General features: G+C 47.9%; 22 protein-coding genes. 18 read left to right on the plus strand and 4 right to left on the minus strand.

Annotated features, from left to right (window positions below; translation table 11 throughout):
- Nucleotides 1-220: 220 nt before the first annotated feature.
- The 8 genes from argC (at nt 221) to argH (ending at nt 9462) form a co-directional block, all read left to right on the plus strand.
- Nucleotides 221-1270: an N-acetyl-gamma-glutamyl-phosphate reductase gene (argC, locus tag MHI01_RS21935; protein WP_340984146.1), complete on the plus strand. Its 1050-nt coding sequence runs from the start codon at nt 221-223 to the stop codon at nt 1268-1270.
- Nucleotides 1271-1400: 130 nt separating this feature from the next.
- Nucleotides 1401-2639 (plus strand): bifunctional glutamate N-acetyltransferase/amino-acid acetyltransferase ArgJ, encoded by a 1239-nt coding sequence (gene argJ, locus MHI01_RS21940; protein WP_315371326.1) that lies wholly within the window; start codon nt 1401-1403, stop codon nt 2637-2639.
- Between the two features lie 93 nt (nt 2640-2732).
- The gene (locus MHI01_RS21945) at nt 2733-2915 is read left to right on the plus strand and encodes a hypothetical protein (protein WP_047840653.1); all 183 of its coding nucleotides are present in this window, start codon (nt 2733-2735) and stop codon (nt 2913-2915) included.
- Nucleotides 2916-2959: 44 nt separating this feature from the next.
- Nucleotides 2960-3799, plus strand: a complete 840-nt coding sequence (argB, locus tag MHI01_RS21950; protein WP_100528444.1) for an acetylglutamate kinase — start codon at nt 2960-2962, stop codon at nt 3797-3799.
- 406 nt (nt 3800-4205) lie between these two features.
- A complete protein-coding gene (locus MHI01_RS21955; RefSeq protein ID WP_340984148.1) occupies nt 4206-5459 on the plus strand; it encodes an aspartate aminotransferase family protein in 1254 nt (417 codons plus the stop codon).
- Between the two features lie 197 nt (nt 5460-5656).
- Nucleotides 5657-6622: an ornithine carbamoyltransferase gene (argF, locus tag MHI01_RS21960; protein ID WP_047840650.1), complete on the plus strand. Its 966-nt coding sequence runs from the start codon at nt 5657-5659 to the stop codon at nt 6620-6622.
- Between the two features lie 93 nt (nt 6623-6715).
- The gene (locus MHI01_RS21965) at nt 6716-7951 is read left to right on the plus strand and encodes an argininosuccinate synthase (protein WP_017692004.1); all 1236 of its coding nucleotides are present in this window, start codon (nt 6716-6718) and stop codon (nt 7949-7951) included.
- A gap of 107 nt (nt 7952-8058) precedes the next feature.
- Nucleotides 8059-9462, plus strand: a complete 1404-nt coding sequence (argH, locus tag MHI01_RS21970) for an argininosuccinate lyase (RefSeq protein ID WP_036612430.1) — start codon at nt 8059-8061, stop codon at nt 9460-9462.
- Between the two features lie 205 nt (nt 9463-9667).
- On the opposite strand, the gene MHI01_RS21975 is transcribed toward argH, so the two are convergent.
- Nucleotides 9668-10456, minus strand: coding sequence for an alpha/beta hydrolase (locus MHI01_RS21975; protein WP_047840649.1), 789 nt, complete (start codon nt 10454-10456; stop codon nt 9668-9670).
- 274 nt (nt 10457-10730) lie between these two features.
- On the opposite strand from MHI01_RS21975, the gene MHI01_RS21980 reads away from it, so the two are divergent.
- The 4 genes from MHI01_RS21980 (at nt 10731) to MHI01_RS21995 (ending at nt 14441) form a co-directional block, all read left to right on the plus strand.
- Complete coding sequence (locus MHI01_RS21980; RefSeq protein ID WP_047840648.1) at nt 10731-11354, plus strand: YhbD family protein; 624 nt, start codon at nt 10731-10733, stop codon at nt 11352-11354.
- 14 nt (nt 11355-11368) lie between these two features.
- Nucleotides 11369-12097, plus strand: coding sequence for a polymer-forming cytoskeletal protein (locus tag MHI01_RS21985; RefSeq protein ID WP_047840647.1), 729 nt, complete (start codon nt 11369-11371; stop codon nt 12095-12097).
- 34 nt (nt 12098-12131) lie between these two features.
- Nucleotides 12132-12815 carry a hypothetical protein gene (locus MHI01_RS21990; protein WP_047840646.1) on the plus strand — a complete coding sequence of 228 codons (684 nt, stop codon included), beginning with the start codon at nt 12132-12134 and terminating at the stop codon, nt 12813-12815.
- Nucleotides 12816-12887: 72 nt separating this feature from the next.
- Nucleotides 12888-14441 carry an MDR family MFS transporter gene (locus MHI01_RS21995; RefSeq protein ID WP_340984149.1) on the plus strand — a complete coding sequence of 518 codons (1554 nt, stop codon included), beginning with the start codon at nt 12888-12890 and terminating at the stop codon, nt 14439-14441.
- Between the two features lie 213 nt (nt 14442-14654).
- On the opposite strand, the gene MHI01_RS22000 is transcribed toward MHI01_RS21995, so the two are convergent.
- Nucleotides 14655-16088 (minus strand): VanW family protein, encoded by a 1434-nt coding sequence (locus MHI01_RS22000; protein ID WP_340984150.1) that lies wholly within the window; start codon nt 16086-16088, stop codon nt 14655-14657.
- A gap of 254 nt (nt 16089-16342) precedes the next feature.
- Here MHI01_RS22000 and ftsE point away from each other — a divergent pair, with 254 nt between their 5' ends.
- The 5 genes from ftsE to MHI01_RS22025 all read left to right on the plus strand — a co-directional run bounded on the left by ftsE (nt 16343) and on the right by MHI01_RS22025 (nt 22404).
- Nucleotides 16343-17029: a cell division ATP-binding protein FtsE gene (ftsE, locus tag MHI01_RS22005; protein ID WP_024631580.1), complete on the plus strand. Its 687-nt coding sequence runs from the start codon at nt 16343-16345 to the stop codon at nt 17027-17029.
- Complete coding sequence (gene ftsX, locus MHI01_RS22010) at nt 17019-17936, plus strand: permease-like cell division protein FtsX (RefSeq protein WP_036612410.1); 918 nt, start codon at nt 17019-17021, stop codon at nt 17934-17936. Before ftsE ends, ftsX begins: the two co-directional genes overlap by 11 nt.
- 187 nt (nt 17937-18123) lie before the next feature.
- Nucleotides 18124-19404: a murein hydrolase activator EnvC family protein gene (locus tag MHI01_RS22015; protein ID WP_076254090.1), complete on the plus strand. Its 1281-nt coding sequence runs from the start codon at nt 18124-18126 to the stop codon at nt 19402-19404.
- A gap of 134 nt (nt 19405-19538) precedes the next feature.
- The gene (locus tag MHI01_RS22020; RefSeq protein WP_076254092.1) at nt 19539-21011 is read left to right on the plus strand and encodes a S41 family peptidase; all 1473 of its coding nucleotides are present in this window, start codon (nt 19539-19541) and stop codon (nt 21009-21011) included.
- Nucleotides 21012-21075: 64 nt separating this feature from the next.
- A complete protein-coding gene (locus MHI01_RS22025) occupies nt 21076-22404 on the plus strand; it encodes a PDZ domain-containing protein (RefSeq protein WP_340984151.1) in 1329 nt (442 codons plus the stop codon).
- Nucleotides 22405-22499: 95 nt separating this feature from the next.
- Here the strand turns inward: MHI01_RS22025 and MHI01_RS22030 are convergent, their stop codons facing one another.
- Together MHI01_RS22030 and MHI01_RS22035 are read right to left on the minus strand one after the other, a co-directional pair.
- On the minus strand, nt 22500-23189 hold the full coding sequence (locus tag MHI01_RS22030) for a response regulator transcription factor (protein ID WP_340984152.1): 690 nt from the start codon (nt 23187-23189) through the stop codon (nt 22500-22502).
- Nucleotides 23190-23209: 20 nt separating this feature from the next.
- Nucleotides 23210-24421, minus strand: a complete 1212-nt coding sequence (locus tag MHI01_RS22035) for a sensor histidine kinase (protein ID WP_340984153.1) — start codon at nt 24419-24421, stop codon at nt 23210-23212.
- Nucleotides 24422-24632: 211 nt separating this feature from the next.
- Between MHI01_RS22035 and MHI01_RS22040 the strand changes: the two genes are divergently transcribed.
- Nucleotides 24633-25568, plus strand: coding sequence for an ABC transporter ATP-binding protein (locus MHI01_RS22040; protein ID WP_340984154.1), 936 nt, complete (start codon nt 24633-24635; stop codon nt 25566-25568).
- Nucleotides 25569-25571 lie beyond the last annotated feature (3 nt).

Here is a 25571-nt window from a genome sequence, read left to right on the forward strand (position 1 = left end):
TTAACAGATGTATACCTATTCGTCCCGGATGAGAAAAAAAGATATGTTCGGATTGGATGAAAATCCATGTGAAATTGATGATAGAGTGTTGTATTTATATAACCAGAGTCGTATAATAATACACAAATATGCATATAAGCGACGGAATTGCTGTGTTCAAGTATCCTTCAGGCAAGGACATAGCACAAGTAGCGCATACATCGAGATTGGGGGAGCGAGAGTGAATAACAAATTAAAAGTAGCAATCGTCGGTTCCACCGGCTACGGCGGGGTGGAGCTGATTCGTTTTTTCCAGAACCATCCGCAGGTTGAAATCACATCGGTGATCTCATCATCGAGCAGTGGTGAGTCCATCGCAGATGGATTTCCGCATTTGACGGACGTGATTCACAGGCCACTCGACGGTGTAGATCCGGCTGAAATTGCGAGTCGTGCGGATCTGGTATTCACAGCGACCCCGTCCGGCGTAAGTGCAAAGCTCGTACCAAGCCTTCTGGCAGCAGGCCTTAAGGTCATTGATCTGTCTGGCGATTTCAGACTCAAGGATGGAACAGTGTACGAAGAGTGGTACAAACATCCGGCGCCTTCAGCTGATTTGCTGGAACAAGCGGTATACGGCATGGCTGAGGTGTATGGCGAAGAAGTGAAGGGACAGAATTTTATATCCAACCCAGGTTGTTATCCAACGGCTACACTTCTTGGACTGATCCCTGCTGTAGAGGCAGGCTGGATTGATCCTTCTACTATTATAATTGATGCCAAATCAGGCGTATCCGGAGCGGGACGTGGAACAAGTCTGACAAATCATTATGCAGAGATGAATGAGAATCTCAAAGCCTACAAACTGAATAAACATCAACATATTCCCGAGATCGAACAAGTGCTTGGCAGTATAACGGGAACGCCTGTAACGGTTACCTTTACAACACATCTGGTGCCAATGACACGTGGAATTATGAGTACGATGTATGCAAACCTCGTTGGGGAACACAGCGACCGGGAGATCGTGGATTTGTATCGCAAATATTATGAGAACAGACCTTTTGTACGTGTACGTGAACCGGGCATCTGGCCTTCTACCAAAGAAGTGTACGGATCCAACTATTGTGATATCGGGTTTGCGGTGGATCCTCGCACAGGTCGTTTAACGATTATTTCGGTCATCGATAACCTGGTGAAGGGTGCTTCCGGGCAAGCGATTCAAAATATGAACCTGATGATGGGATGGGAGGAGAACCTCGGGCTGAACATGACACCGGTATATCCATAAGGGATTGGAATTCAGGAGGAGCACTGGGACATTCGGTGTAAAGTGCTTTCTCGGAGTCACTTAGGGAGAACGGATCAGGTTAAGCAGGCGGATCATCAGCATATAGCTGAACGCATACGGGGGATATGATATGGGAACGAATGTGGAGCAACAGACTTTTACCGTGGTTGAGAACGGAACAATTGTAACCCCTGGGGGATTCACTGCTGGTGGACTTCACTGCGGATTGAAAAAGACATCTCGCAATGACATCGGAGCGATCCGCTGTGATGTACCGGCTACAGCTGCTGCTGTATACACAACGAACGTGTTTCAGGCGGCACCACTCAAAGTAACGCGCGAAAGCTTGAGCAATGGACGCCTTCAGGCTGTTATCGTTAACAGTGGTAATGCAAATGCATGTACAGGGCAACAAGGGGAAGAAGATGCTTATGCGATGCGTTCGGCGGCTGCGCGTGAGTTGGGTGTGGCAGAAGAGGACGTGGCTGTGGCATCCACAGGTGTCATTGGTGAATTGCTCAAGATGGATGCTGTACATTCAGGCATTACTGGTCTTCCAGCGCATATGGGCAAGGAGTCGAATGAGGCGGAGCAATTTTCACAAGCGATTCTGACAACGGATTTGGTAAAAAAGGAAGCTTGCGTCTCCGTTATAGTTAACGGTAAGACGGTTACGATTGCGGGAGCCGCCAAAGGCTCGGGTATGATTCATCCGAATATGGCGACAATGCTCGCTTTCATGACCTCTGACGCGGTCATTGGTGCAGAAGCGTTGCAGCGCTTGTTGCGCCAGGCAACCAATCATACATTTAACATGATTACCGTTGATGGGGATACAAGTACAAACGACATGCTGGTAGCTATGTCCAGTGGTTATGCAGGCAATGAAGAGCTGACCACAGAGCATCCAGATTGGGACGCTTTTGCAGCCGGCTTCACCTATGTTTGCCAAGTGCTAGCCAAAGCCATTGCTCGCGATGGTGAAGGAGCAACCAAACTGGTTGAGGTAGAAGTTACAGGAGCAGTAAGTGATGAGTCCGCGCAAGCAATCGCGAAAACTGTCATCGGGTCCAGTCTGGTGAAATCCGCCATGTTTGGCGCAGACGCCAACTGGGGACGGATTATTGCAGCCGTAGGGCGTGCAGGACAGCCGGTGAACCCGGATACCGTAGATATCCGTTTGGGAGATATCTCGGTACTTGCGCAGTCCCGCCCAGTCGTGTTTGACGAAGAAGCGGCATTGGCCTATTTGCAGACTGATACAGTTCGCATCGTGGTGGATTTGCACCACGGCGAAGGAACAGCAACAGCCTGGGGCTGTGACCTGACGTATGACTACGTCCGAATTAACGCCGCATACCGCACGTAATAAGAATTAGCATTTATTCTATTGAAGCTAACAGCTTTCCTATGAGAAGTTGTTTCGTAAATATTTAGAAAATCTATAAGGATTGAACTTTATTTGGTCTTTGAGATAACTGGCGAAGGCAGTGGAGAAGACGGAATCGATTCTGTAGAAGCGAAGCGTTCGCCTTTGTCTCCGGGTTTCCCCTTTAAAAAGGGAATCAAAAAACCTGGAGACAACAGCGATCAAAAGAACGATCCGGATTCGGAACGGTCTGCCACCGAATATCGCATCAATTAAGTGTTAAGCCTTTTAGAATATTTGAACGAAAGGAGCTTGCCCTCATGAATTCAACAATGCCAAACGAGAGTACCGCAACGGAAGCGAGCACAGAGAAACAGATGTTTGTCATGAAATGTGGAGGCAGCACGCTGGCAGCATTGCCCGAGTCTTTCTTTGCTGATCTGCGTGATCTGCAGTCTCAGGGCACGCAGCCGGTAATCGTGCATGGCGGAGGTCCTGCGATCTCGGATAACCTGGCGAAGCTTGGTATCGAAACCGAATTCGTTAATGGCCTGCGCAAAACGACTGAACCTGTGCTGGACGTAGTGGAGATGGTGCTTGCGGGCAGTATCAACAAACAGATCGTGCGTCTGATTCAACGTGTGGGCGGTCGTGCACTAGGCTTGTCTGGCGTTGATGGAGGTCTGATTCAGGCGAAGCCCGTATCGAACCACGCAGAGATCGGTTGGGTAGGCGATGTCACTGGTGTGAACGCAGAGATTATCCAAGGCATCGTGAACATGGGTTATATGCCGGTTATCGCACCAGTTGGCGTAGATGCAACTGGACAACGCTACAACATTAACGCAGATACAGCTGCGGGTGCAGTGGCGTCTCATCTCGGAGTAAGTCGGATGATTGTCGTGACCGACGTTCCAGGCATCATGAAGAACGTAGGCGGTGAGAAAAAAGTACTGCCATCCGTATCTGTACAAGAGATTGAGGACATGATCCAGACCGGAGAAATCTATGGCGGCATGATTCCCAAAGTGCGTGCAGCTATCGCATGTATCCATGGCCAAGTACGTGAGGTCGTCATCGTAGACGGCAGCGAACCTCAAATCCTGAGCCGAGTGCTCAGCGGAGAAATCATCGGAACAAGAATCATCCGTATGCAATAATTTGCTCGATACGCTAGGGTCTTAATAGTCTTATTTAAATAAAAAAATATGTGCACGGCTTTTTAATATAAGAAATCTAATATTACACTCACATATCGTAGGGTGCAGAACCAATCTGAAGAATAAAAATGCATAACGGAGAGGACAGAAATAACCTGAAGAAGCGGAGCTAAAAGCTTTCTGAAAGAAAGCTACTTCGTAAGCATCATCTCGCCTTTATCACAGGATTTACCCCATTGAAGGGGAATAAAAAAAATCCGGGGATAACAGCGATCGGAAGGTTGTTCTGTCATCGAAGTGGAAGTATGCATACGTTCGAAAGATAGTTCTGCAATCGGGTGGTCTAGTGTAAATCAGGTTTCTTATATAATTGCTCGTGCACCAACCAATAAGGAGTGATATGGTCATGGCAAAAGGCAACGAACAGCCAGGTTCTGGCACAGCGGTAGCGGGCGCAACAGCAACAGGTGCAGCCGCACAGACGGAAAGCTCGCTTTTCCAAACGTATGCGCGTTATCCAATCAGTCTGGTCAAAGGTAAGGGCAGCTGGTTGTGGGATGACCAGGGCAACCGTTATCTCGATTTCATGTGTGGACTCGCTGTAACTAGCCTGGGCCATGCACCGGAGAAAGTTGGAGCCAAGCTGAAAGCTCAGATTGATGAGCTGTGGCATGTATCCAACCTGTTCCAGATTCCAGGCCAGGAGAAAGCAGCAGCATTGCTGACAGCCAATACATGCGCTGATGCAGTGTTCTTCTGCAACAGTGGTGCCGAAGCGAATGAAGCAGCTATCAAAGTTGCACGTCGTTATCACCAAAAGGTGAAAGGTACAGATCGCTATGAAGTGATCACCTTTGCCCAGTCCTTCCATGGACGGACACTTGCTACACTGACAGCAACCGGACAGGATAAGGTGAAAGAAGGATTTTTGCCATTGCCAGCCGGATTTGTAACTGTACCTTTGCATGATATCCCTGCACTTGAAGCGGCAATTGGACCCAACACAGCAGCTATTATGCTGGAAATGGTTCAGGCCGAGGGTGGTGTATATCCGGTTGAACTGGAATTCGTCAAACATGTACGGAAATTGTGTGACGAGAATGGATTGTTGCTCATTGTTGATGAAGTACAAACGGGAATGGGACGTACAGGCAAACTATTCGCACACGAACATTATGGCATTGAGCCAGACGTGTTCACCGTTGCCAAAGGCATCGGCAGTGGTTTCCCTGTAGGCGCGATGTTGGGTAAAGGTTTCCTGCGGGATGCATTCACGCCAGGTAGCCATGCGACGACGTTTGGTGGAACACCACTTGCTTCATCCGTTGTGATAGCAACAATCGAAACGATGCTGGAAGATCGTTTGCCAGAGCGTGCAGCGGAGATGGGTGAATACCTGATGAGCTCCCTGCGGAATCGTTTGGCGGGCAATTCCTTCGTTAAGGAAGTTCGTGGCTTGGGATTGTTGGTCGGCATCGAATGTGCTGAGCCGGTAGGTGATATTGTGCTTGCTGGGCAAAAACGCGGTATTTTGTTCGTCTCTGCAGGACCTAATGTGATTCGTTTGCTTCCGAACCTGTATGTGAGCAAAGAAGAGATCGACGAGGCGGTATCCCTTTTAGCCACATTGATCGAAGAGCACGTAGCGGCGAAAGCCTAATATAAAAAAGGGAACCTTTCTGTCTCGGGGCCATTACTGACCTCGAAGCAGAACGAGATGATGAATCCCTGTAGCCGCGCGGTGAACTTGCAGAAGGCGGAAATGAATAAACTTGAGAAGCATTCAAACAAAGTGTCAACGTTGCTCTCTTCTGCCCATGCGGGTGCAGGGAACCGGAAATAAGGAGGACATTATAGATGACAGCACAACAGACGGAAAAGATTCAGAAAATTGATCTGAGAGGCCGGGATTTTATCGAATTCACGGACTACACAGCAGAGGAAATTCGTTATCTGCTTGATCTCGCAATTGAGATTAAAGGCAAGCAAAAAAGCGGTGTACCTTTTCAACCGTTGAAAGGCAAAACGATCGGACTTATTTTTGAAAAATCATCCACACGTACGCGTGTATCCTTTGAAGTGGGTATGTTCCAATTGGGCGGACACGCGCTCTTCCTGAGCAAAAATGATATCCAGCTGGGTCGCGGGGAAACAACACATGATACAGCCAAAGTATTGTCCCGCTACCTGGACGGCATCATGATCCGTACCTTTGGACACCATAATGTAACTGAACTGGCAGAGCATGCCGATGTTCCGGTCATTAACGGCCTGAGCGATGCAGCGCATCCTTGTCAGGTACTGGCAGACTTCCAAACGGTGCTGGAGCACAAAGGCAAGCTCGCAGGTCTGAAAATGGCTTACATCGGAGATGGCAACAACATGGCACACTCCCTGATGCTCGGAGCAGCGAAGATGGGAATGCATGTTGCTGTAGCAACGCCAGAAGGTTATGAGCCGGATAGCGCAGTTGTGGAGCAGGCGCGCATTATCGCACAGGAGAGCGGTTCTGAAGTGACTGTAACCTACAGTGCACAAGAAGCAGCCAAAGATGCAGATATCGTGTATACGGATGTATGGGCGAGCATGGGCTTTGAAGAAGAGCAGAAGATTCGTGAGCAGGCATTTGCGGCATATCAAGTGGACGAGGAACTGATGAAAGGCGCGAAGCCGGACTACATGTTCTTGCACTGTCTGCCAGCACACCGCGGCGAAGAAGTGAGTGCCGGTGTAATTGACGGACCGAACTCCCTGATCTTTGATCAGGCGGAGAATCGCTTGCATGCACAGAAAGCATTAATGGCTGCATTAATGAGCGAATAGATGCTATTTGCCTTTATGGGTTGATTTTAGGCGCAGATTTCGCGATGATAGATAAAAGTTTATAGCAACTGATCTTGGGGAGGACCATTGAACATGGCTAAGGAAAAAATTGTACTCGCGTATTCAGGCGGGTTGGACACATCTGTAATTTTGAAATGGTTGAAAGAAACGTATGATGCAGAGATTATCGCATTCACAGCGGATATTGGACAAAAGGATGAATTGGACGGTTTGGAGGAAAAAGCACTGGCAACAGGCGCTTCCAAAGTATACATTGACGATCTGCGTGATGAATTCGCAAAAGATTTCATCTATCCGATGTTCCAGGCAGGTGCCCTCTATGAAGGACAATACCTGCTTGGCACAAGTATTGCTCGTCCACTGATCGCTAAACGTATGGTGGACATCGCTCGTGCAGAAGGTGCTACAGCCATCGCTCACGGCGCAACAGGTAAAGGAAATGACCAAGTTCGGTTTGAGTTGAACGCGGCTGCACTGACACCAGACATTAACGTAATTGCACCTTGGCGTCTGGAAGAATTCCGTAACCAATTCCCGGGACGTGCCGAGATGATCGCGTACGCTGAGAAACATGGTATTCCGGTAACCGCTTCTGCGGCTAAACCATACTCCACAGACCGTAACTTGCTGCATATCAGCTATGAGAGCGGTGTGCTAGAAGATCCTTGGTTCGATCCAAGCGCGGACGAGAACAAAGACATGTTCCTGCTGAGCAGTGCACCTGAAGATGCACCAGATCAAGCGGAATATGTTGAACTGGAATTCGAACAAGGTGACTGTGTTGCACTGAACGGTGAGCGCCTGAGCCCGCTGCAAGTGATGGAGCAACTGAACGAGCTGGGTGGCAAACATGGTATTGGCCGTGTAGATATGGTTGAGAACCGTTTTGTTGGTATGAAGAGCCGTGGCGTATACGAAACACCAGGTGGAACAATCTTGTTCACCGCACATCGCAAAATGGAGTCCATCACGATGGACCGTGAAGTGATGAACCTGCGTGATAGCCTGATCACACGTTACAGCACACTCGTTTACAACGGCTTCTGGTTCGCACCGGAACGTCTGGCGCTGCAAGCACTGGTGACTGAAAGCCAGAAGAACGTTACAGGTACAGTTCGTGTGAAACTGTATAAAGGCAACATCATCGGCGCAGGCGTGAAAAGTCCTGTCAGCCTCTACAATCCGGACATCGCAACGATGGAAGCTGATCCAACGCAAGCCTACGATCAAGGTGATGCAACAGGCTTTATCCGCCTGAATGCACTGCGTTTGAAAGTAAACTCCGGCGTGGAGCAAAACAAAAACTAATTTCAACCTGCATCTATAGAGCTATATCAATATAAATGACAAGGCAGGCCGTTCTTGCACATCTGGCAGGAGCGGCTTTGTCCATGAGCGAAAGGGGAGTACTCACCGTGAGCAAGCTGTGGGGAGGACGTTTTACAAAACAAACCAATCATTTGGTTGAGGAATATACGGCATCGATCAATTTTGACAAAGCTTTGGCTGAGGAAGATATTCAGGGCAGTCTGGCCCATGTGACAATGCTGGGCAAATGCGGCATTCTGCCAGCGGAAGATGTAGAGACCATCAAAGAAGGATTGATCACCGTTCTGCACAAAATCCGTGCGGGCGAAGTGGAATTCTCCGTATCGGATGAAGACATCCACATGAATATTGAGAAAAACCTGATCGAGACGATTGGCCCTGTAGGCGGAAAATTACATACAGGCCGTAGCCGGAACGATCAAGTTGCAACGGATATGCACTTGTACCTGCGTGAGCGCGTCGTTGGATTTGTAGGCATGCTGCATTCCTTGCAGGAAGCACTGATTGGACAAGCGAAAGATAACCTCGATACCATCGTACCGGGTTATACGCATCTTCAACGGGCACAGCCAATTCTGTTCGCACATCACCTGATGGCGTATGTCTCCATGTTCCAACGGGATGCGGAGCGTCTGATGGACAGCTACAAACGCATTAACATCCTGCCACTGGGCGCAGGTGCGCTCGCGGGCACAACATTCCCGATTGACCGTCATTTTGTGGCGGAACAACTGGGATTTGATGGCGTCTACGAGAACAGTCTGGACGCAGTAAGCGACCGTGACTTCATCGTTGAGTTTCTGGCGGCAGCTTCGCTGATCATGACCCACTTGTCCCGTCTGAGTGAAGAGCTGGTACTGTGGAGCAGCACGGAGTTTGGATTTGTTGAACTGGACGATGCGTTCTGTACAGGCAGCAGCATCATGCCTCAGAAGAAAAATCCAGACGTTCCTGAACTTGTTCGTGGTAAAACAGGACGTGTGTACGGCAACCTGATCGGTTTGCTGACGGTACTGAAATCTCTTCCGCTGGCATACAACAAAGACATGCAGGAAGACAAAGAAGGTATGTTTGACACAGTAGCGACGCTGGAGGGTGCGCTGCAACTGTTTGCTCCAATGATCGCGACAATGACAGTGAACAAGGATCGGATGCGTCAAGCGGTCAACCAGGATTTCTCCAACGCTACGGATATTGCCGACTTCCTCGTGGGCGAAGGCTTGCCTTTCCGTCAAGCGCATGAAGTGATTGGTAAAACGGTGTTGTACTGCATCCAGAACAGCAAGTATTTGCTGGATCTGACGATTGATGAATTCCGTCAGTTCTCACCACTGTTTGATGACCGGATCTATGATGTGCTGCAACCGGAAGCGGTAGTGAACGCTCGTAATGTTTACGGCGGGACAGCTTCGGGTCAAGTTGCTGAAGCGATTGGACGCAGTGAGAAGGTACTGGAGATCACCGAGCAATGGATTACGAACCGCGGTTAATACCACCGCTACTATAAGGTACCCTTACAGATACAACAGTACAACAAAGAAGCAGGCCAGAGAACTTTGTTCTCAGCGGCCTGCTTTTTGTGTTTTACAGCGAAGTGCTTTAGATACATTCTACTCAACCGCGAACGGATGTTAGGTTGTTCTACTATCGGAGTACCAGTTTAGTTACTCGCGGTAGCTCCATTGCAATTCTCCACTAATCGCGCTTTTGTAAAGGCAACCATTTCAATACATCCTGAATCTTGGCATCCCAGTAGCCCCACTCATGTTCACCAGGCCCTTCCTCGTACGTCAGTTCGAAGTTCGTCTGTTCACAGGCTTGACGGAAGGTTTGATTATCCTCATACAGGAAATCTTCCGTTCCGCAGCATTGGTAGAGCAAAGGCCGAGGACTTTCGCTAGATTGTCTTTCTTTTAACAGATGAATCAGATCATTCTCGGTGCCTGCCACCTCTGGTCCGAAAATACGTTGTAACTCCGTCTGTTGCAATGCTGAGGATGCGTTTCTATCCATATGTGCAGACATATCGAGTGCTCCAGACAAACTGGCAGCTGCAGCATATTGATCTGGTTTACGAAGGGCCAGCTTGAACGCCCCATAGCCACCCATGGATAATCCGGCAACGAAATTGTCCTCCCGTTGGTCTGAGAGCGGGAAGAAAGAACGAGCAAGTGCCGGCAGTTCTTCACTGATAAAGCTCCAATAACGTCCGCCTTCTACCATATCTGTATAGAAGCTGCGGTGAACCTGTGGCATAACAACGGCGATTCCGAGGTTGGCCACATAACGTTCGATGGAAGTCCGACGCAGCCAGATGGAATCATCATCAGACAGGCCGTGCAGCAGGTACAGGGTTGGGTGTAGTCCTTTGCCAGTCACATTCTCCATACCGATCTGATTGTGGGTTTGTTGCGGCAGAATGACATGCATGCTGGTGCTAAGCCCGAGCGTATCCGAGTAAAAATCACATTTAATAAGTGCCATGAGTATAAGAAACCCCTTTCATAAGTTCGTTAACCACGTGTTCTGACATGAGACGATGGGATGGAAATCGGATGCCTAGGCCTCCAAAGTGTTTATATGTAACAGGTTATACGCATTACGCTTCCATTGCAATAACAAGATCTACAGTAGAAAACAAAGAATTTCACACCAGTGGTTAAAGTGGAAATATGTAATCAGATCATCGATTTTTAAGTATAGTTTACAACGTAACAATGTTATGTTACACTCATTTCAATAAAAAGGGGGACCATATATGACGGATGATTTGATCTCCAAGAAAGAATTGTTGGACCTGACAGGAATCTCATACGGCCAGTTATACCGTTGGAAGCGGAAAAATCTCATTCCGGAAGAATGGTTCATTCGGAAGTCGTCCTACACCGGACAAGAAACCTTTTTTCCCAAACAACAGATTTTACTGCGCATTGACAAGATTCTCAATATGAAAGACGGATTATCGCTGGATGAGCTGGCAGACGTGTTTTCACCTACGTTGGGTGAAGTAGAGATGTCTGCACAGCAACTATTAGAGCGAAACATTGTTTCACAGATCTCGCTGGATCTGTTAAAAGAAGCAGGTCGAGAACAACCGCTGTATGCTTTGGAGCAGATTATGATGCTCTACGTCCTTGATAAGCTGTTAATGAGCGGAGATATTACTCGGCAAGAGGGTTCGTTGCTGATCAAAGTGATGTCCGAACATTATTATCGTTTTACAGGCAAACCCAGCGAACTCGTGCTTATTCGTAAGATGGGTGTTCCTTCATTCATGCTGGTAACAGCAGGAACGGAGTTTTATTTTGACAATGGTGTGAAAGTGGTTCTTAGGCAGCCGATGGGAACATTTATGGAAGAATTAAAACTCAAATTGGGATAAGGAGAGGATCATCTATGGAAGAGCGGAATAAGCGGAATGATCTGAATGTGGCGGGTATAAGTCAAACGGCAGGCGGGAATTTTCACCGTGTATCTATTGATGGCATGGCTAAGGTGAACGGCAACCTGGACTGCACCTCTATGGAAGTGAATGGAACATTGAAGATGCACGGCGCTTTGACCTCCGAGAGTGCAGCGATTAACGGCATGTGCACGTTGAATGGACCTCTGACCAGTTCTCGTGTTCGGGTGGATGGTTTGACGACGATTAACGGAGATCTCCATAGCCCTGAACTTGAAGTGAACGGAAAGTGTACCGTACGTGGAAGAGTAGATGGGGAACGAATTGATATTGGCGGTGTGATCGATATTGAAGGGGATGTCCAATGTGAGTCCCTGAATGTACGGGGCAATATTAAGATCAGCGGCTTACTGAATGCGGGAACAGTGGAGATCAGGCTGCATACATCTTCTTCGGCTAAAGAGATTGGCGGAGAGCGTATCGATATTCGTCGCAAGGAACAACAGAATGGCTTTTGGAAAAGTATTGGTCTGGGCGGGACCCCTTCATTTAAGACATCCTTAATTGAGGGTGATGAGATTGTGCTGGAAGATACCGAAGCTGACATTGTGCGGGGGAGTAACATTTTTATCGGTCGCGGCTGTAACATCAGACTGGTTGAGTATTCAGGTGAACTTGAGGTAGATCAGGATGCCAAGGTGGGCAGCAGTCAGCGAATTTAAAGTTTGGATATGGAGAGAAAGGGATGGGATCGACATGAATAACAATCATGGGCGTTCATTGGACAAAAAAATGGATATCAGCATCGTTGGTGATGGCAGTTCTTCTGGTGGCGTGTACGGCAAGATCAAGGTCGTAGGGGACGCGTCCTTTAACGACAATCTATCTTGTGATCGATTCAAATGTACGGGTACATCGGTCATATACGGATCGCTTGAATCCACAGATATTAAAATTACCGGAACCCTTACTCTGACAGAGCGAGAGGCCAGCAACGGTGGTGAGGATGGAATCCAGGCATCTGGCCTGCATGCCAAAGCTGAGCATATAAAAGTGGTCGGTGAACTTCATCTGTCAGGGGATTGTCAGGCGGAAAATATCAAGCTGAACGGACGGTTGACGATAGCGGGGATGCTCAGCGCTGAACACATCACACTCAAAATCATGGGTCCATCCGAGGTCAAGGAAATGGGTGGTTCCATCATCTCTGTGAAGAGTGGACGGTTGAATGACTTGTTTACGGGGAATAAATCAATTCTCAAAGCACAGATTATCGAAGGTGATGATATTGAATTAGAGAATACGGAAGCCGAGATTGTCCGTGGCGATAAAATAAAAATCGGTCCTGGCTGCCGGATTGGTACAGTGGAATACCGTTCATCTCTGCAAATTCATCCGCAATCGGAAGTTTTGCTGCAAAGCAATCGGTCCTTGGACTGATTAACGCAGACTTCTTTTCGGATATACTAATGCAGTCATATGAATAGAGCGTGAATGGAGAGATTGAGTACAATGGCTGCACGTAAAAACAGTATTGGATTGGTGCTGGCAGGGTTACTGCTCAGCATACTAATGGCTTCGATGGATAATACCATCGTGGCAACAGCTATGGGGGATATTGTCGGGAAGCTGGGTGGGCTCGACAAGTTCGTCTGGGTTACCTCCGCGTACATGGTGGCTGAGATGGCAGGGATGCCGATCTTCGGTAAGTTATCCGATATGTATGGACGGAAGAAGTTTTTTGTATTTGGTATTATTGTGTTTATGCTTGGCTCAGCGCTGTGCGGAACGGCAACGTCTATTGTGGAATTGACGATGTACAGAGCGATTCAAGGTATTGGAGCGGGGGCCCTGGTGCCGATTGCTTTTACGATCATGTTTGATGTCGTTGCACCAGAATCTCGTGGTAAATTGGGTGGATTGTTTGGAGCCGTCTTTGGCCTCTCCAGCGTATTCGGACCTCTGCTCGGTGCTTACATTACCCAGTATGCGACATGGGAATGGGTATTCTATATCAACCTGCCGCTAGGCTTGATTGCATTTGTGTTTATTGCGTTCTTCTATAAAGAATCCCATCAGCATCAATCCCAACAGATCGACTGGCTGGGTGCTGTAACACTGATCGGTGCTGTTGTGTGCCTGATCTTTGGTCTGGAACTTGGTGGCAAAACATTTGCCTGGGGTTCGTGGCAGATTCTTGGCTTGTTTGCCGGATTTGTAGCATTAGCCCTGCTCTTCCTTTTTGCAGAAACCAAAGCCAAAGAACCAATCATCTCCTTCAGCATGTTCCGCAACCGGGTCTACTGGTCCAGTAACGTTATTGGTATGTTCAGTGGTGCGGCGTTCATTACAGCATCCGTGTACATTCCGATCTTCATACAGGGGGTACTCGGTGGTAAAGCGACCAACTCCGGTCTTGTGCTTCTGCCCATGATGCTTGGGTCCGTTGTGACGGCGTCCCTAGGCGGGGTGTTGATGACCAAAATCAAGTATCGTAATATTATGATTCCTACGTTAGCCTTGCTTGTCATTGGACTTGGATTGTTGACTACACTGGATGAGAATTCATCCATTTGGACGATACGTATCTACATGGTGATGGTTGGTCTGGGTGTCGGTGCTTCGTTCTCCGTACTTAGCAATGCAGCCATGAACGCATTTGAACCGCAAAGACGCGGAGCAGCAAGCTCCACACTTAACTTTTTGCGGTCCCTCGGTATGACGATGGGCATTACGATCTTTGGTATCGTACAGAGCCAGGTATTTACGCGTAAAATGAATGATGCTCTCGCTGGTTCAGCTGCGGAAGCAGGCGGTGCTTCTGCGGGTGGCGTGCCGCAGGGAGTGGATCTGACCGATCCACATGCGCTGCTCTCACCAGAACTCAGACAGGCGATTCCGCCTCAGGTGCTGGATACCATCACACATGCCCTGTCCTCTTCCATCGTGCAGTTATTTGCCTGGGCTGTAATTCCGGCTGCACTCGCGTTGGTCGCTTCCTTCTTCATGGGAAAAGAGAAGATGGTCGTAGGGGAAGGGCAAGGCGAATACACCGGCGGTCACTAAACCGTAATGCAGTAAACTAACTATAAGTTAAGGTAGTACAGCTGATCGTAGCTTGGTAAAACTCGAATAACATATCTTAAACCATAAAAAGACACACTTCTCGCGTATCCTTAAAAGGGACGGGAAGTGTGTCTTTTTGTTTTCGTAGGATCAGTTTATCCTAGAATGCATGAATTACAGATTGAACTCTTTTGGCTGCTTCAGAAAAGGAACCTAAGGCTGTTTCGTATCGCTAATCCCGTCCTCGACAACAGAAGGCCCTTGTGGGTCAGGCAGGCTGCTATGACCGGAGCGGGCAATCAGGCGATTCTGAGCTTTGTACGTGTCCCGTGTAATCGTTTTGGATTCGACCACTTTGCCGTCCAGCCTCTTGGTTCTTACCGTCTCAACAATATATCCAGGCTGTCCGTCTTGCAGCACCTGCTGTGCACCATCAGGCAGTACAGTACTGGACACATACTTTACCGGAACACTTAATGTTTCAATGGTGCGAGATTCAAGTGCATAGCTGACATTCTCCGGGAATGTGCCGAAAAATTTCACCATCAATTGATGGTTCTTCACCTCTGCATGAATGAGTAAGGATTTTCCTGTATTGTTCTTGAAGCGAAAATTGATGGCTCCCGAGGCAAAGGTGGCATCCAGTCCTTTGGGCAAATATTTGACCGGCAGGGAATGGTTGCGACGCTCAATAATATCAAGACCCGTCAATAGCGCTGCGTTATACACCGTACTGGATACCTGACAGATTCCCCCGCCAATTCCGGGGGTTAGTCTGCCATTAACAATGACCGGGGCCTCACGAAACCCATACTCCTTTTCAGCTTTACGGACGACCTTCTCATAATCGAATGTGGCATCTGGTGGCAAAATCATGCCGTTAATCGCTTCCGCTGCTGCGCTGACATTATGTATCCGGCCTTCACTACTATTGCCCAGACCCGTGGAGAACTGGATGATCTTTCGGTCAATGCCTTCCTGGCGCAGCGAATCAAGAGTTACTTCAGGTTTCAGCGTATACAGTGGTACCTGGATCAGCAATGGGGCTGGTTTCTCATCCGGGTTGAGTACACTGAAATCTCGGTGCAGCTTCGTCTGAATGAGACTTGTGAGTGTATTCCAATCAATCCGGCGGACGCCCTTTTCCGGGATATACTGGACTTTGTCACTTGTGGTAATGCGGCGAACAGCGTCCGCAGGTGTACCGAAGGTTTCTTTTTCCCAGGCAGGGCTGAGATGTTCTTGGAGTGGTCTTGAGTTATAGGTCATATCGAGAGAGAACTCTTTCGGAAAATGATAACGTGCATAAGCGCGTTCCCACAGGTTACCTTCCTCCAGCTGCTGTATTGCGGACTCCAAGCTGTTAACGTTGTAACTCACCCCCACCTGAGCTGCGGTATACGACATCGTCTGGGGGTTGGGTTCAGTCACTTCAAAGGTGACAGGCCAGTCCTCCAGCTTTTGGATCTGTTCATCCAATTCATGCAATACGTTCTTACGATTCTTCCCCTCCACCAGCATCTCGCCAACATGAACGTTTTTGGGCAGGGCAGGCTGATTCACGTACATATACAACAATCCATAGGACGCGGAGCCGATCAAGAGGATGGAGAATAGAACAATGACCGTCAAATGTATTTTTTTCATAACCGTACGCTCCTTTATACTTCGGTTGTTCCCGACTTTGTAACACTTTCTATATATATGATCCAATGCAGGAAAACTTTCGGGTACTCAATAGGTAACAAATTTGTTACAATAAACTTCATATGCATCCATGCTTCACCATTGAAACAGGAACGCAGTGGATTTTTCCCTGATGAAATTCAGGTCTTTTTAAAGGAAATGCCGGGATTGTGTCGAAATGATAATGGCTAACTATGCGAGCAGGAAGTGATGATGTGATAGAAATGCAGGACGTGTGGAAGACCTACGCCAATGGGACCCACGCATTACAAGGGGTGTCGGTGAAGATCGACCGCAATGAATTTGTTTATATCGTCGGTCCGTCCGGAGCAGGTAAATCGACATTTATGAAATTGATGTACAGAGAAGAAGTTCCGACCAAAGGACAAATATCCATTAACGGATTTAATATTGGTAAGTTGAAGCCAAGAAAGATTCCTTATGTGCGTCGTAACATCGGCGTTGTGTTCCAGGATTTTCGTCTGCTGCCACGGATGACAGCATTTGAGAATGTGGCATTTGCCATGGAAGTTATTGAAGCACCGAAGCGTCATATCAAAAAACGAGTGATGGAGGTGCTCGACTTGGTGGGTCTGCGGAGCAAGGCAAATCGCGAACCTTCACAGCTCTCGGGTGGAGAACAGCAGCGTATTGCCATTGCACGGGCTATCGTCAATAACCCATCGGTTATTATCGCGGATGAGCCTACAGGTAACCTCGATCCGGAGACGTCGTGGGGCATTATGCAACTATTGGATGAGATTAATTTCCGGGGAACAACCATTGTTATGGCAACCCACAACAAAGATATCGTAAATACGATGCGTAAGCGGGTAATTGCGATTGAACGTGGACAGATTGTACGGGATCAGATGAGAGGGGAATACGGTTATGAATTTTAGTACTCTCTTGCGCCATCTGCGGGAGGGATTCAAAAACGTATTCCGCAACGGCTGGATGTCTGTGGCCTCCATCATGTCCATCATTGTGTCGCTATTGATTCTTGGTGTGTTTATGCTACTGGTCCTCAATGTGAACTCCATGGCGAATCAAGTTGATAGCCAGGTGGAGATCAGCACGTTCCTCGAACTGAATGTGGACGAGAACCTGCGTAACACACTGGAGCAAGAAATCAGCGCGATGCCTGAAGTAAGTGAGATTCGTTTTGTTTCCAAGGAAGAAGGACTCAAGGAGTTCCGTGAGCGTCTTGGAGAGAGCGCAGATAACGTGCTTAGCGGTTTCGATGTGGACAACAACCCACTGCCGGAGACCATTGAAGTTGAGGTCATTGAACCGGAAACCGTCACTTTTGTGGCGCAAAAAATCGAAGCTTTGAACGAAAAACACCCGGAGAAGCCGATCATGAAAGTGAACTACGGCAAGGAAACGGTGGAAGTGTTGTTCAAATTTACGAAGCTTGTTCGTAACATCGGATTTATTTTTGTCGGGGGACTGGGTCTCATGTCCATGTTCCTGATCTCGAATACGATTCGCGTAACGATTCTGGCACGTCGCCGGGAGATCGGAATTATGAAGCTGGTTGGTGCAACCAATACCTTTATTCGCTGGCCTTTCTTTATTGAAGGTGCACTCATTGGATTTATTGGCTCGGTCATTACGGTTGGTGTGCTGTTTGTTGGATACAGCCAGTTGATGAAGACGATTGGTCAGGATGTCTTCATGCAGATGCTTAACTTGATTCCGCTCGGCGAAATCTGGGGGCTGTTTGGAACACTGTTGATCGGACTTGGTGTGCTGGTAGGTATTTTGGGAAGTACACTGTCCATTCGGAAATCACTCAACGTTTAATTTTGTTTTCAACGATCGAATTGCAGAATATGTCGAAAAGAATGGTAAAGCAGGTTCATTAATGGACGCTGTTTGACGATATGTAGGAAAGACGGAGTCTTTTAAGATTGAAGAAAGCAAAGAACATGCTGTTCACCACCTGTGCAGGTTGCTTTCTTGTGAAATCATAGGATGGGGGATCATCATTTTGAAAAAAACCGCTTCGCTGCTGGCCTTTACGTTATTGGCCAGTTTGACGCTTCAACCTTCTGACGGATATGCCAAGAGTAGCATCAGCGATATTGACCAACAGATTCAGCAACTGGAGAGCAAGGCGGCTTCTGCCAAGCAGGAGCAAAAAAAAGCGGCTTCCAACAAAAAGGAAGCACAGCATTACAAGAACAAAACCAACGCTTATCTAAAGGTTGTTATGGAACAGATCAATGTCGTTAGTGATGAACTGGCGAGTGTATCCTTGCAGATCGAGAACACGGAGGAAGATCTCCGTACAACAAAAAAAGATCTGCAAGCGGCAGAAGAACGCATTGTTGCAAGGGAGAAATTGTTGGAGTCACGCGTACGCCTGATGTATACGGACGGTGCTGTATCCTATCTGGATGTATTGTTGTCCTCTACTAGCTTCACTGACTTCCTGACCCGTGCGGATTCACTCAAAACGATTGTGGATCAGGATCAGCATCTGCTGGATGAGCACAAAGCGGACAAGCAACTGGTCGTGGACAAAAAGGCAGAATTGGATGTGCAATATGCGGAAGCCAAGAGTCTGTATGCACAGAAGAAACAGCGCAAGTCCCAATTGAATGAAAAAGAAGCGGAAAAGCAAGTGCTTCTCGCTTCATATGATGCTAAAATTGAAGAGTCAGAAGAGCTGACACAAGAGCAGGAAGATGTATTAATGCAGATTGCCAGCAAACGTTCGGCACTTCTTCAAGAGAAAAATAAATTGCGTGAACAGCAGGCAGCCGCCGCAGCCAAAGCAAAAGCCGCAGCAGCGGCTCGGGCGAAAGCTGCAGCCAAGGCGCCTACTAGAGTGAGTTCGGATAGCAGCAGTGAGGTTACGTATTCATCCGGGAATGGTATCTTCTCCAGACCGGTATCTGGAGGACGTATTTCTTCTGGATTCGGTCCCCGTACCCATCCGATTACGGGTGTAGTGGGTAAAATGCATGCCGGTGTCGATTTTGCTGTCCCTCAGGGAACTTCGGTTCACGCTGCTTCTGGCGGAATCGTGATCATGGCTGAATGGTATAGCGGTTATGGTTATACGGTTATTGTGGACCACGGCGGTGGACTATGGACGTTATATGGTCACTTGCGCGAAGGTGGATTCAAAGTCAGCAAGGGAGACACAGTAAGCAGAGGGGATACCATTGCGGAGTCAGGAAATACAGGGAACTCTACTGGACCTCACTTGCATTTTGAAGTGAGAGACAACGGTACTGCTGTAAATCCGATGAACTATTTGTAATTATTGCTCCATCGTTCGAATGGAAAAACATATTCCGTACAAGCTAGACATATACTAAGCTGGCATGTTCAGGGAATGGATTCTGGCAACAATGGAATCGGACACGCTTCAAAACTAAAGGCGGTGACAAACGGATGATGAAGAAAAGATCGGCGCTACTGCTTGTCATTGTGGGTCTCCTTGGCGGTAGTTTACTAACCCTGGTATTAATGACGTATCCGGGAATAGCGAGCCAGGCCACACCGGGCGAAGGTTTGCTGGCCAGTGTAACCGGTAATACACAGCAGAAGAACGATTTGAAGAAGATTGAAACCGCGATGGATTTGATCTCAAGCAACTATTATAAAGATGTGGATCAGACCAAATTGATTGACGGTGCGATCAACGGCATGATGGAATCACTTGGTGATCCGTACTCCAACTATATGGGGCAGGAAACGGCTGCTCAGTTTGAAGAGTCGATCGAAGGTTCCTTTACCGGTATTGGCGCAGAGGTATCCTCACAGGATGGAAACGTTGTTGTTGTTTCCCCAATCAAAGGATCTCCTGCCGAGAAAGCGGGTATTCGTGCAAAAGACATGATTATGTCGGTCAACGGCGAATCCTTGCAAGGTTTGGAACTGAACAAGGCTGTTAACAAAATCAGAGGTCCCAAGGGCAGTGAAGCGAAGGTACAAGTTAAACGTGCTGGATCTTCCGAGCTGATTGATTTTGTGATTGTACGTGATGATATTGATCTGGAGACCGTATATGCTCACATGGAGGATGGCGGAATTGGCGTTATTGCCATTACTCAATTCTCTTTGAATACAGGCGATCGCTTTAAGGAAGAGTTGGCGAAGCTTGAGAAGCAGAACATGAAAGGTCTGGTCATCGACGTACGGAATGACCCAGGCGGTGTATTGCAAGTTGTTATTGATATTGCTGAACAGTTTGTTCCTAAAGGCAAGGTTATTGTGCAAGTTGAAGACAAGAACGGCAAAAAGGAACAAAGTAAATCCAATGGATCAGCCAAAGCTTACCCAGTCACAGTCCTGATGAACAAAGGCAGTGCGAGTGCGTCGGAGATTTTGGCCGGTGCATTACAACAGTCAGCAGGTGCTAAGTTGATTGGTGAAAACTCTTTTGGTAAAGGAACCGTCCAGACGAGTTATGACAAGCAGATGGGTGATGGCAGCTTGCTGAAGATCACTATTGCCAAGTGGCTCACTCCGAACGGAGACTGGATTCATGAAAAAGGAATCAAACCGGATATTGCGGTAGACCAGCCGGATTATTTCTCGGTGGCACCGATTAACAAAGAGAAGTTACCACTGAAATATGACAGCAATAGCTCGGATGTGAAAAGTGCGCAGACGATGCTGAGAGGACTCGATTTCAAACCGGATCGTGTGGATGGATACTACGACCAGAAGACGGAAGAAGCGGTCAAGGCATTCCAGAAGCAAAAAGGCATTCAGGCTACAGGCCAGATTGACGAGAAAACCGCTGAATCACTGGAAGCGGCTCTGATTGAACGTATTGCCAATCCTCAATATGATGCACAGCTGAAACGCGCGATCGAAAATGTCTCAAAGGATATTTCGTCCGCTGTGTCGAAGCCATAAAGAAGGCTGATTTTCAGCCTTCTTTTTTTCTGAACCGGCTGAAAGAGAGGGGTGACCGACCACAATGGAATGGGTATGGCCGTGGTTAACTACATTAGGGGAAGCTTTGTTGCAGTTGTTTATTCAGCCGTTTTATTATATTGCGGTGATCCTGATTGCGCTGATCTATCATCGTCAATTACTGCAGGAGCGTAAATTGTTCCATGTTCGTTTGCAAAGCTCGATAACACAGACGATTCGGGCGGTGCTCGGAGGCATACTCATTGGTACTATCGTCTCGATTGTGTCCCTATTCCTCGGTGCACATCTTACACTGGGAAGCCTGATATGCATATGGGCTGCAACATTAATTCTATCCTTGTTCCGTATCCGGTATCTGTGCTTTGCTTATGCGGCCGGGTTACTGGGTGTGCTACAATTTGGTTTGAATGTGGCTTCAGGCTGGCAACCATCGGGTTGGATGGGCACTATCACGGGAACGCTACGTACCCTGGATATGCCTGCACTGCTTGTCCTGGCTGCCATTCTACATATGGGTGAAGCCTTGTTGGTACGCATGCAGGGGGTATCGATGGCATCACCACTTCTCTTCGAGGGAAAACGCGGGAAACTGGTTGGTGGATATCAATTGCAGCAGTTCTGGGCCATTCCTCTACTGATTCTTGTTCCAGTCACAGGAGGTGGCGCGGAGCTGGCATGGAATCCACTGATGAATGCAGGTCATAGTTACATGCTGGTTGCGTTGCCGATTATGCTCGGATTTGGTGAGATAACGCAGAGTATGCTTCCGGGACAAAAGGTACAGATCTCATCCAAGCGGTTGATGATATACGGGGCAACTTTGCTTGTGTTCAGTTTGCTTGCTGCATGGTGGTCTCCACTTATGGTGGTTGCTGCGCTGATCGCATTTATTGGACATGAATTTCTGGTATGGTACAGCGCGTTTGAAGAGCAAAACCGCAGTCCGGTATTTGTCCATCCGCAGCATGGGTTGAAGGTATTGGCTGTTATTCCGGAGAGCCCTGCTGCAGATTTGGGGATTGAAGCAGGAGAGACATTGTACAAGGTGAATGGTAAGTTGGTTCATTCACCGGAAGAGTTACATCGTGCCCTGCGGATGAACCCGGCTTTTTGCAAACTTGAGGTGCGAAATCACCAGGGAGAAAGCAAGTTCATGCAACGAGCGATCTATGAAGGGGAGCATCATCAGCTAGGTGTCATTATGGCACCGGACAATCACGAGGTCTGGGCGATTCGGTTACGTCCACTGACGTTGTTCCATATCATCAACCTCAAATTGTTTGCCCGTCTGAAAAAACCACTCAGGGACGAAGCTCCCTTGGCGTTACCGCCAGCCCCCGTGGGCAGTGATAAAGGGTCCATAGAGATGTAACAACTAAGCATACGTGATGAAGTATGTTGCATAAATAAAACAAAGAAAAAGGTATTTCCGAGCGCCGTCACAGGCAAGGGAAATACCTTTTTTTGTTATTGTTTTAACATAAAGATGGCGATTTGGGTCCGATCACGCAAGCTCAACTTACCGAGAATATCCGTGACATAGTTTTTGACCGTGCCTTCACTGAGGAACAGTTTGGCGGCAATTTCCTTATTGGACAACCCCTCCGATATGGCCTCGGCAACCGCCAGCTCCATACGTGTCAGTCCATAGGCTTCGATTGGATTCTGTGTCAGGAGAATTGCAGCGGGACGAAGAAGGCCTGCCAATTTGCGGGCAATATCCGGATGAATTAACATATCACCGTTATGTACGGTCTTGATGCCTTGAATGATCCGCTCGGGGGGGACGTTTTTGAGCAAATAACCGCTTGCTCCATTCTGTAATGCCTGAATAATATAATCATCGTCGTCAAAAGTAGTTAGCATGAGCACCTGGATTTCAGGAAAACGTGCCTTGATGCGTTTGGTACCTTCAACTCCGTCACATTCCGGCATCCGAATATCCATTAACACCACGTCCGCAGGCGTTCCTGATTCAAGCAATTCCAACGCTTCCTGTCCATTTGAGGCTGTGCCTGTAACGCGAATGCCGGAGTCAAGTCCAAGCAGCACTTTCAGGCTCTCACGAATGAAGTAATCATCGTCTGCGAGAATCAGCCGAATAAGTGGGAGTTGGGCTGAATCATTATTTTGGTTCACATCATTACGTTCGGACATGAGAACATTCACTTCCTTTTTCAGAGTATATCAACTTTGTTAGTAATTGGAATGCATGTAATCACTGTATACGGATAAGCCGATTGAATCTCCAGGGCTCCTCCCACCATTTGTGTGCGTAGAAGCATACCTTCCTGTCCTATGCCATTTCGCTTGGAAGAATGAGGATTGATTTTGCCATCATTACTCACACTCATACACACTTCCTGATCCCCGAATACCAGCTCTACTGTGATTGAAGAAGCATTTCCGTGTCGCAGGGCATTGGTAAGGGCTTCTTTGGCATTTTTGTATAAAACAATTTGTATGCTGGGATACAGCACATGGGATGGGCCATGAACTTCATAATTTGTCTTCACGCCGGTATCTCTACCCACTTCCTCTAGGAGACGATCCAGGGCGTAGGCTTCGGATGCATAGGAATTAGGTTGCAGTTTGTGCAGTGTGCTGCGCATATCATCCATACTATCGGCCAATTGATCGCGAATCTGTCGCACCATTTCCGTTCCTTGTTCCATATCGAGGGGGATGGTCAGCAGGGCGGCTTCCGACATCATTTTGGTGCGGATCAGTCGATGCCCGATATCATCATGAAGCTGTCTGGAGATACGGGTACGTTCCTCTGCCTGAGCCACTCCTTCAAGTTGCTTTGTAAATAACAGCAGCTGCGCACGAGTTTCTTGTAGCTCGTAATGTTTGCTGCGAAGTTCGTCATAGACTTGTTCCAGTTGTCCGCGGCTGCTCGCCGTCCTTGATCCCTGCCAGGACAGAGCCGCTGTGATGAGCAGAAGCAGGTTGCCAAGAACCATCGCAGTTGTCTCTGGGGAGAGTAATGTAGTGGCGGTTGTATTTAGTGTGGTTAACCCTGGCTGCGGTGCCTGTGGGGCAGAATAATGCCAATGCAAAGCGACATTGTTAGCGACAAGCTGAATTGCAACCATCAACCATCTCCGACTTCCCACCAGTCTGTATATATACACGTAGAGCACGGATAGAGAGAGGAAAAACATAAATGGTCCATACGAAGCAATCAGCCAGCAGCTCCAGAGTATTTCGGCCAGCAGCAACAGCCATTGCTGTGTACTTGAACGGTTAAAATCTTTCCACACGGAGAGTACAAGCGCGATGATGATATACAGGGTGTAGACGGCTTCATTTTCCAAGGGCAACATCAACAGGTACAGTACTGCTGGAACGATAATTAATCCATATTGCAGAAACCGCATTGGCATATGTAAATGACATCCTTTATATAAAAAGTGGAGTACAAAATCTCTTGGTAATGCGCCCTTGATTATACCATAAGCAGCATTCGAATCAGGAGATGACTTAAGTCACCTTCGATTCATGACTTTTTGTACCTTCGCTACAGATTGCGATCCGTTACAATAAAATTATGAAATCCAGCGGCGAAGGCCGAAACGGAAAAGGGGCGTAAAAGGGATGGGCATACTTGAAGTAGATCATGTAGTAAAACGATACGGCAGCAAGCTGTCCGTGGATCATTTGAACCTTAGTGTTGGCAAAGGCGAGATTTTTGGATTGCTTGGTCCCAATGGAGCAGGAAAAAGTACCACCATCAGCATGATTGCAGGGCTCCTGAATATGGATCAGGGTGAGATCAGATTAGATGGGATCTCGGTCAAGGAGCGACCGCTTGAAGTAAAGCGCAAGATCGGACTCGTTCCGCAGGATCTGGCTTTATACGAAACCATGTCTGCTGCGGAGAATGTGACCTTTTTTGCCAGACTGTATGGACTGCGTGGAAAATTGCTTAAGGAAAGAGTGCAGGAGTCCCTTGAATTTGTAGGGTTGCAGGATAAAGCAAAGGATGCCCCCTCGACCTTCTCTGGCGGTATGAAACGCAGGTTAAACATCGCATGTGCGATTACACATCGCCCGGATCTAATTATCATGGACGAACCGACAGTTGGCATTGATCCGCAATCTCGGAATCATATTCTTGAATCGGTACGGACACTCAACAAGATGGGTTCAACGATCATATATACAAGTCATTACATGGAGGAAGTGGCTACGATTAGTCACCGGGTTGCGATTATGGATCAGGGACGAATCATTGCCAGTGGGACTGAAGCAGAGTTGAGAGAACGGGTAGCATCGGAGGAAAAAGTAGTGCTCTCCACTTCCGATATCGGTACCGACGTCGTGGAAGAACTGAAACTTCACCCCCGCGTACGGATGGTAGACGTTTCAGAGAATACACTGACCATTACGCTGCCTTCGGCACAGCAGGATCTCCAGGATCTGCTCTTCATTTGCAGCAAACATGAAGTATCCATTCAGTCGCTCAAGGTTGAAGAGCCGGATCTGGAAACGTTGTTCCTCAATCTGACCGGGCGTACGCTTCGGGACTAGGGG

The sequence above is a fragment of the Paenibacillus sp. FSL M7-0656 genome, assembly GCF_038003225.1.
GTDB classification, from domain to species: domain Bacteria; phylum Bacillota; class Bacilli; order Paenibacillales; family Paenibacillaceae; genus Paenibacillus; species Paenibacillus amylolyticus.

What these genes read in the sequence shown, in the direction of transcription:
- MHI01_RS21955 (WP_340984148.1), top strand. Translation starts at nt 4,206, where the DNA reads ATGGCAAAAGGCAACGAACAGCCAGGTTCTGGCACAGCGGTAGCGGGC.
- MHI01_RS21985 (WP_047840647.1), top strand. Translation starts at nt 11,369, where the DNA reads ATGGAAGAGCGGAATAAGCGGAATGATCTGAATGTGGCGGGTATAAGT.
- MHI01_RS22030 (WP_340984152.1), bottom strand. Translation starts at nt 23,189, where the DNA reads ATGTCCGAACGTAATGATGTGAACCAAAATAATGATTCAGCCCAACTC.
- argJ (WP_315371326.1), top strand. Translation starts at nt 1,401, where the DNA reads ATGGGAACGAATGTGGAGCAACAGACTTTTACCGTGGTTGAGAACGGA.
- ftsX (WP_036612410.1), top strand. Translation starts at nt 17,019, where the DNA reads ATGAATTTTAGTACTCTCTTGCGCCATCTGCGGGAGGGATTCAAAAAC.
- MHI01_RS21975 (WP_047840649.1), bottom strand. Translation starts at nt 10,456, where the DNA reads ATGGCACTTATTAAATGTGATTTTTACTCGGATACGCTCGGGCTTAGC.
- MHI01_RS21965 (WP_017692004.1), top strand. Translation starts at nt 6,716, where the DNA reads ATGGCTAAGGAAAAAATTGTACTCGCGTATTCAGGCGGGTTGGACACA.
- MHI01_RS22025 (WP_340984151.1), top strand. Translation starts at nt 21,076, where the DNA reads ATGGAATGGGTATGGCCGTGGTTAACTACATTAGGGGAAGCTTTGTTG.
- MHI01_RS22020 (WP_076254092.1), top strand. Translation starts at nt 19,539, where the DNA reads ATGATGAAGAAAAGATCGGCGCTACTGCTTGTCATTGTGGGTCTCCTT.
- MHI01_RS22000 (WP_340984150.1), bottom strand. Translation starts at nt 16,088, where the DNA reads ATGAAAAAAATACATTTGACGGTCATTGTTCTATTCTCCATCCTCTTG.
- MHI01_RS21980 (WP_047840648.1), top strand. Translation starts at nt 10,731, where the DNA reads ATGACGGATGATTTGATCTCCAAGAAAGAATTGTTGGACCTGACAGGA.
- MHI01_RS21995 (WP_340984149.1), top strand. Translation starts at nt 12,888, where the DNA reads ATGGCTGCACGTAAAAACAGTATTGGATTGGTGCTGGCAGGGTTACTG.
- argF (WP_047840650.1), top strand. Translation starts at nt 5,657, where the DNA reads ATGACAGCACAACAGACGGAAAAGATTCAGAAAATTGATCTGAGAGGC.
- MHI01_RS21990 (WP_047840646.1), top strand. Translation starts at nt 12,132, where the DNA reads ATGAATAACAATCATGGGCGTTCATTGGACAAAAAAATGGATATCAGC.
- MHI01_RS22040 (WP_340984154.1), top strand. Translation starts at nt 24,633, where the DNA reads ATGGGCATACTTGAAGTAGATCATGTAGTAAAACGATACGGCAGCAAG.
- argB (WP_100528444.1), top strand. Translation starts at nt 2,960, where the DNA reads ATGAATTCAACAATGCCAAACGAGAGTACCGCAACGGAAGCGAGCACA.
- MHI01_RS22035 (WP_340984153.1), bottom strand. Translation starts at nt 24,421, where the DNA reads ATGCCAATGCGGTTTCTGCAATATGGATTAATTATCGTTCCAGCAGTA.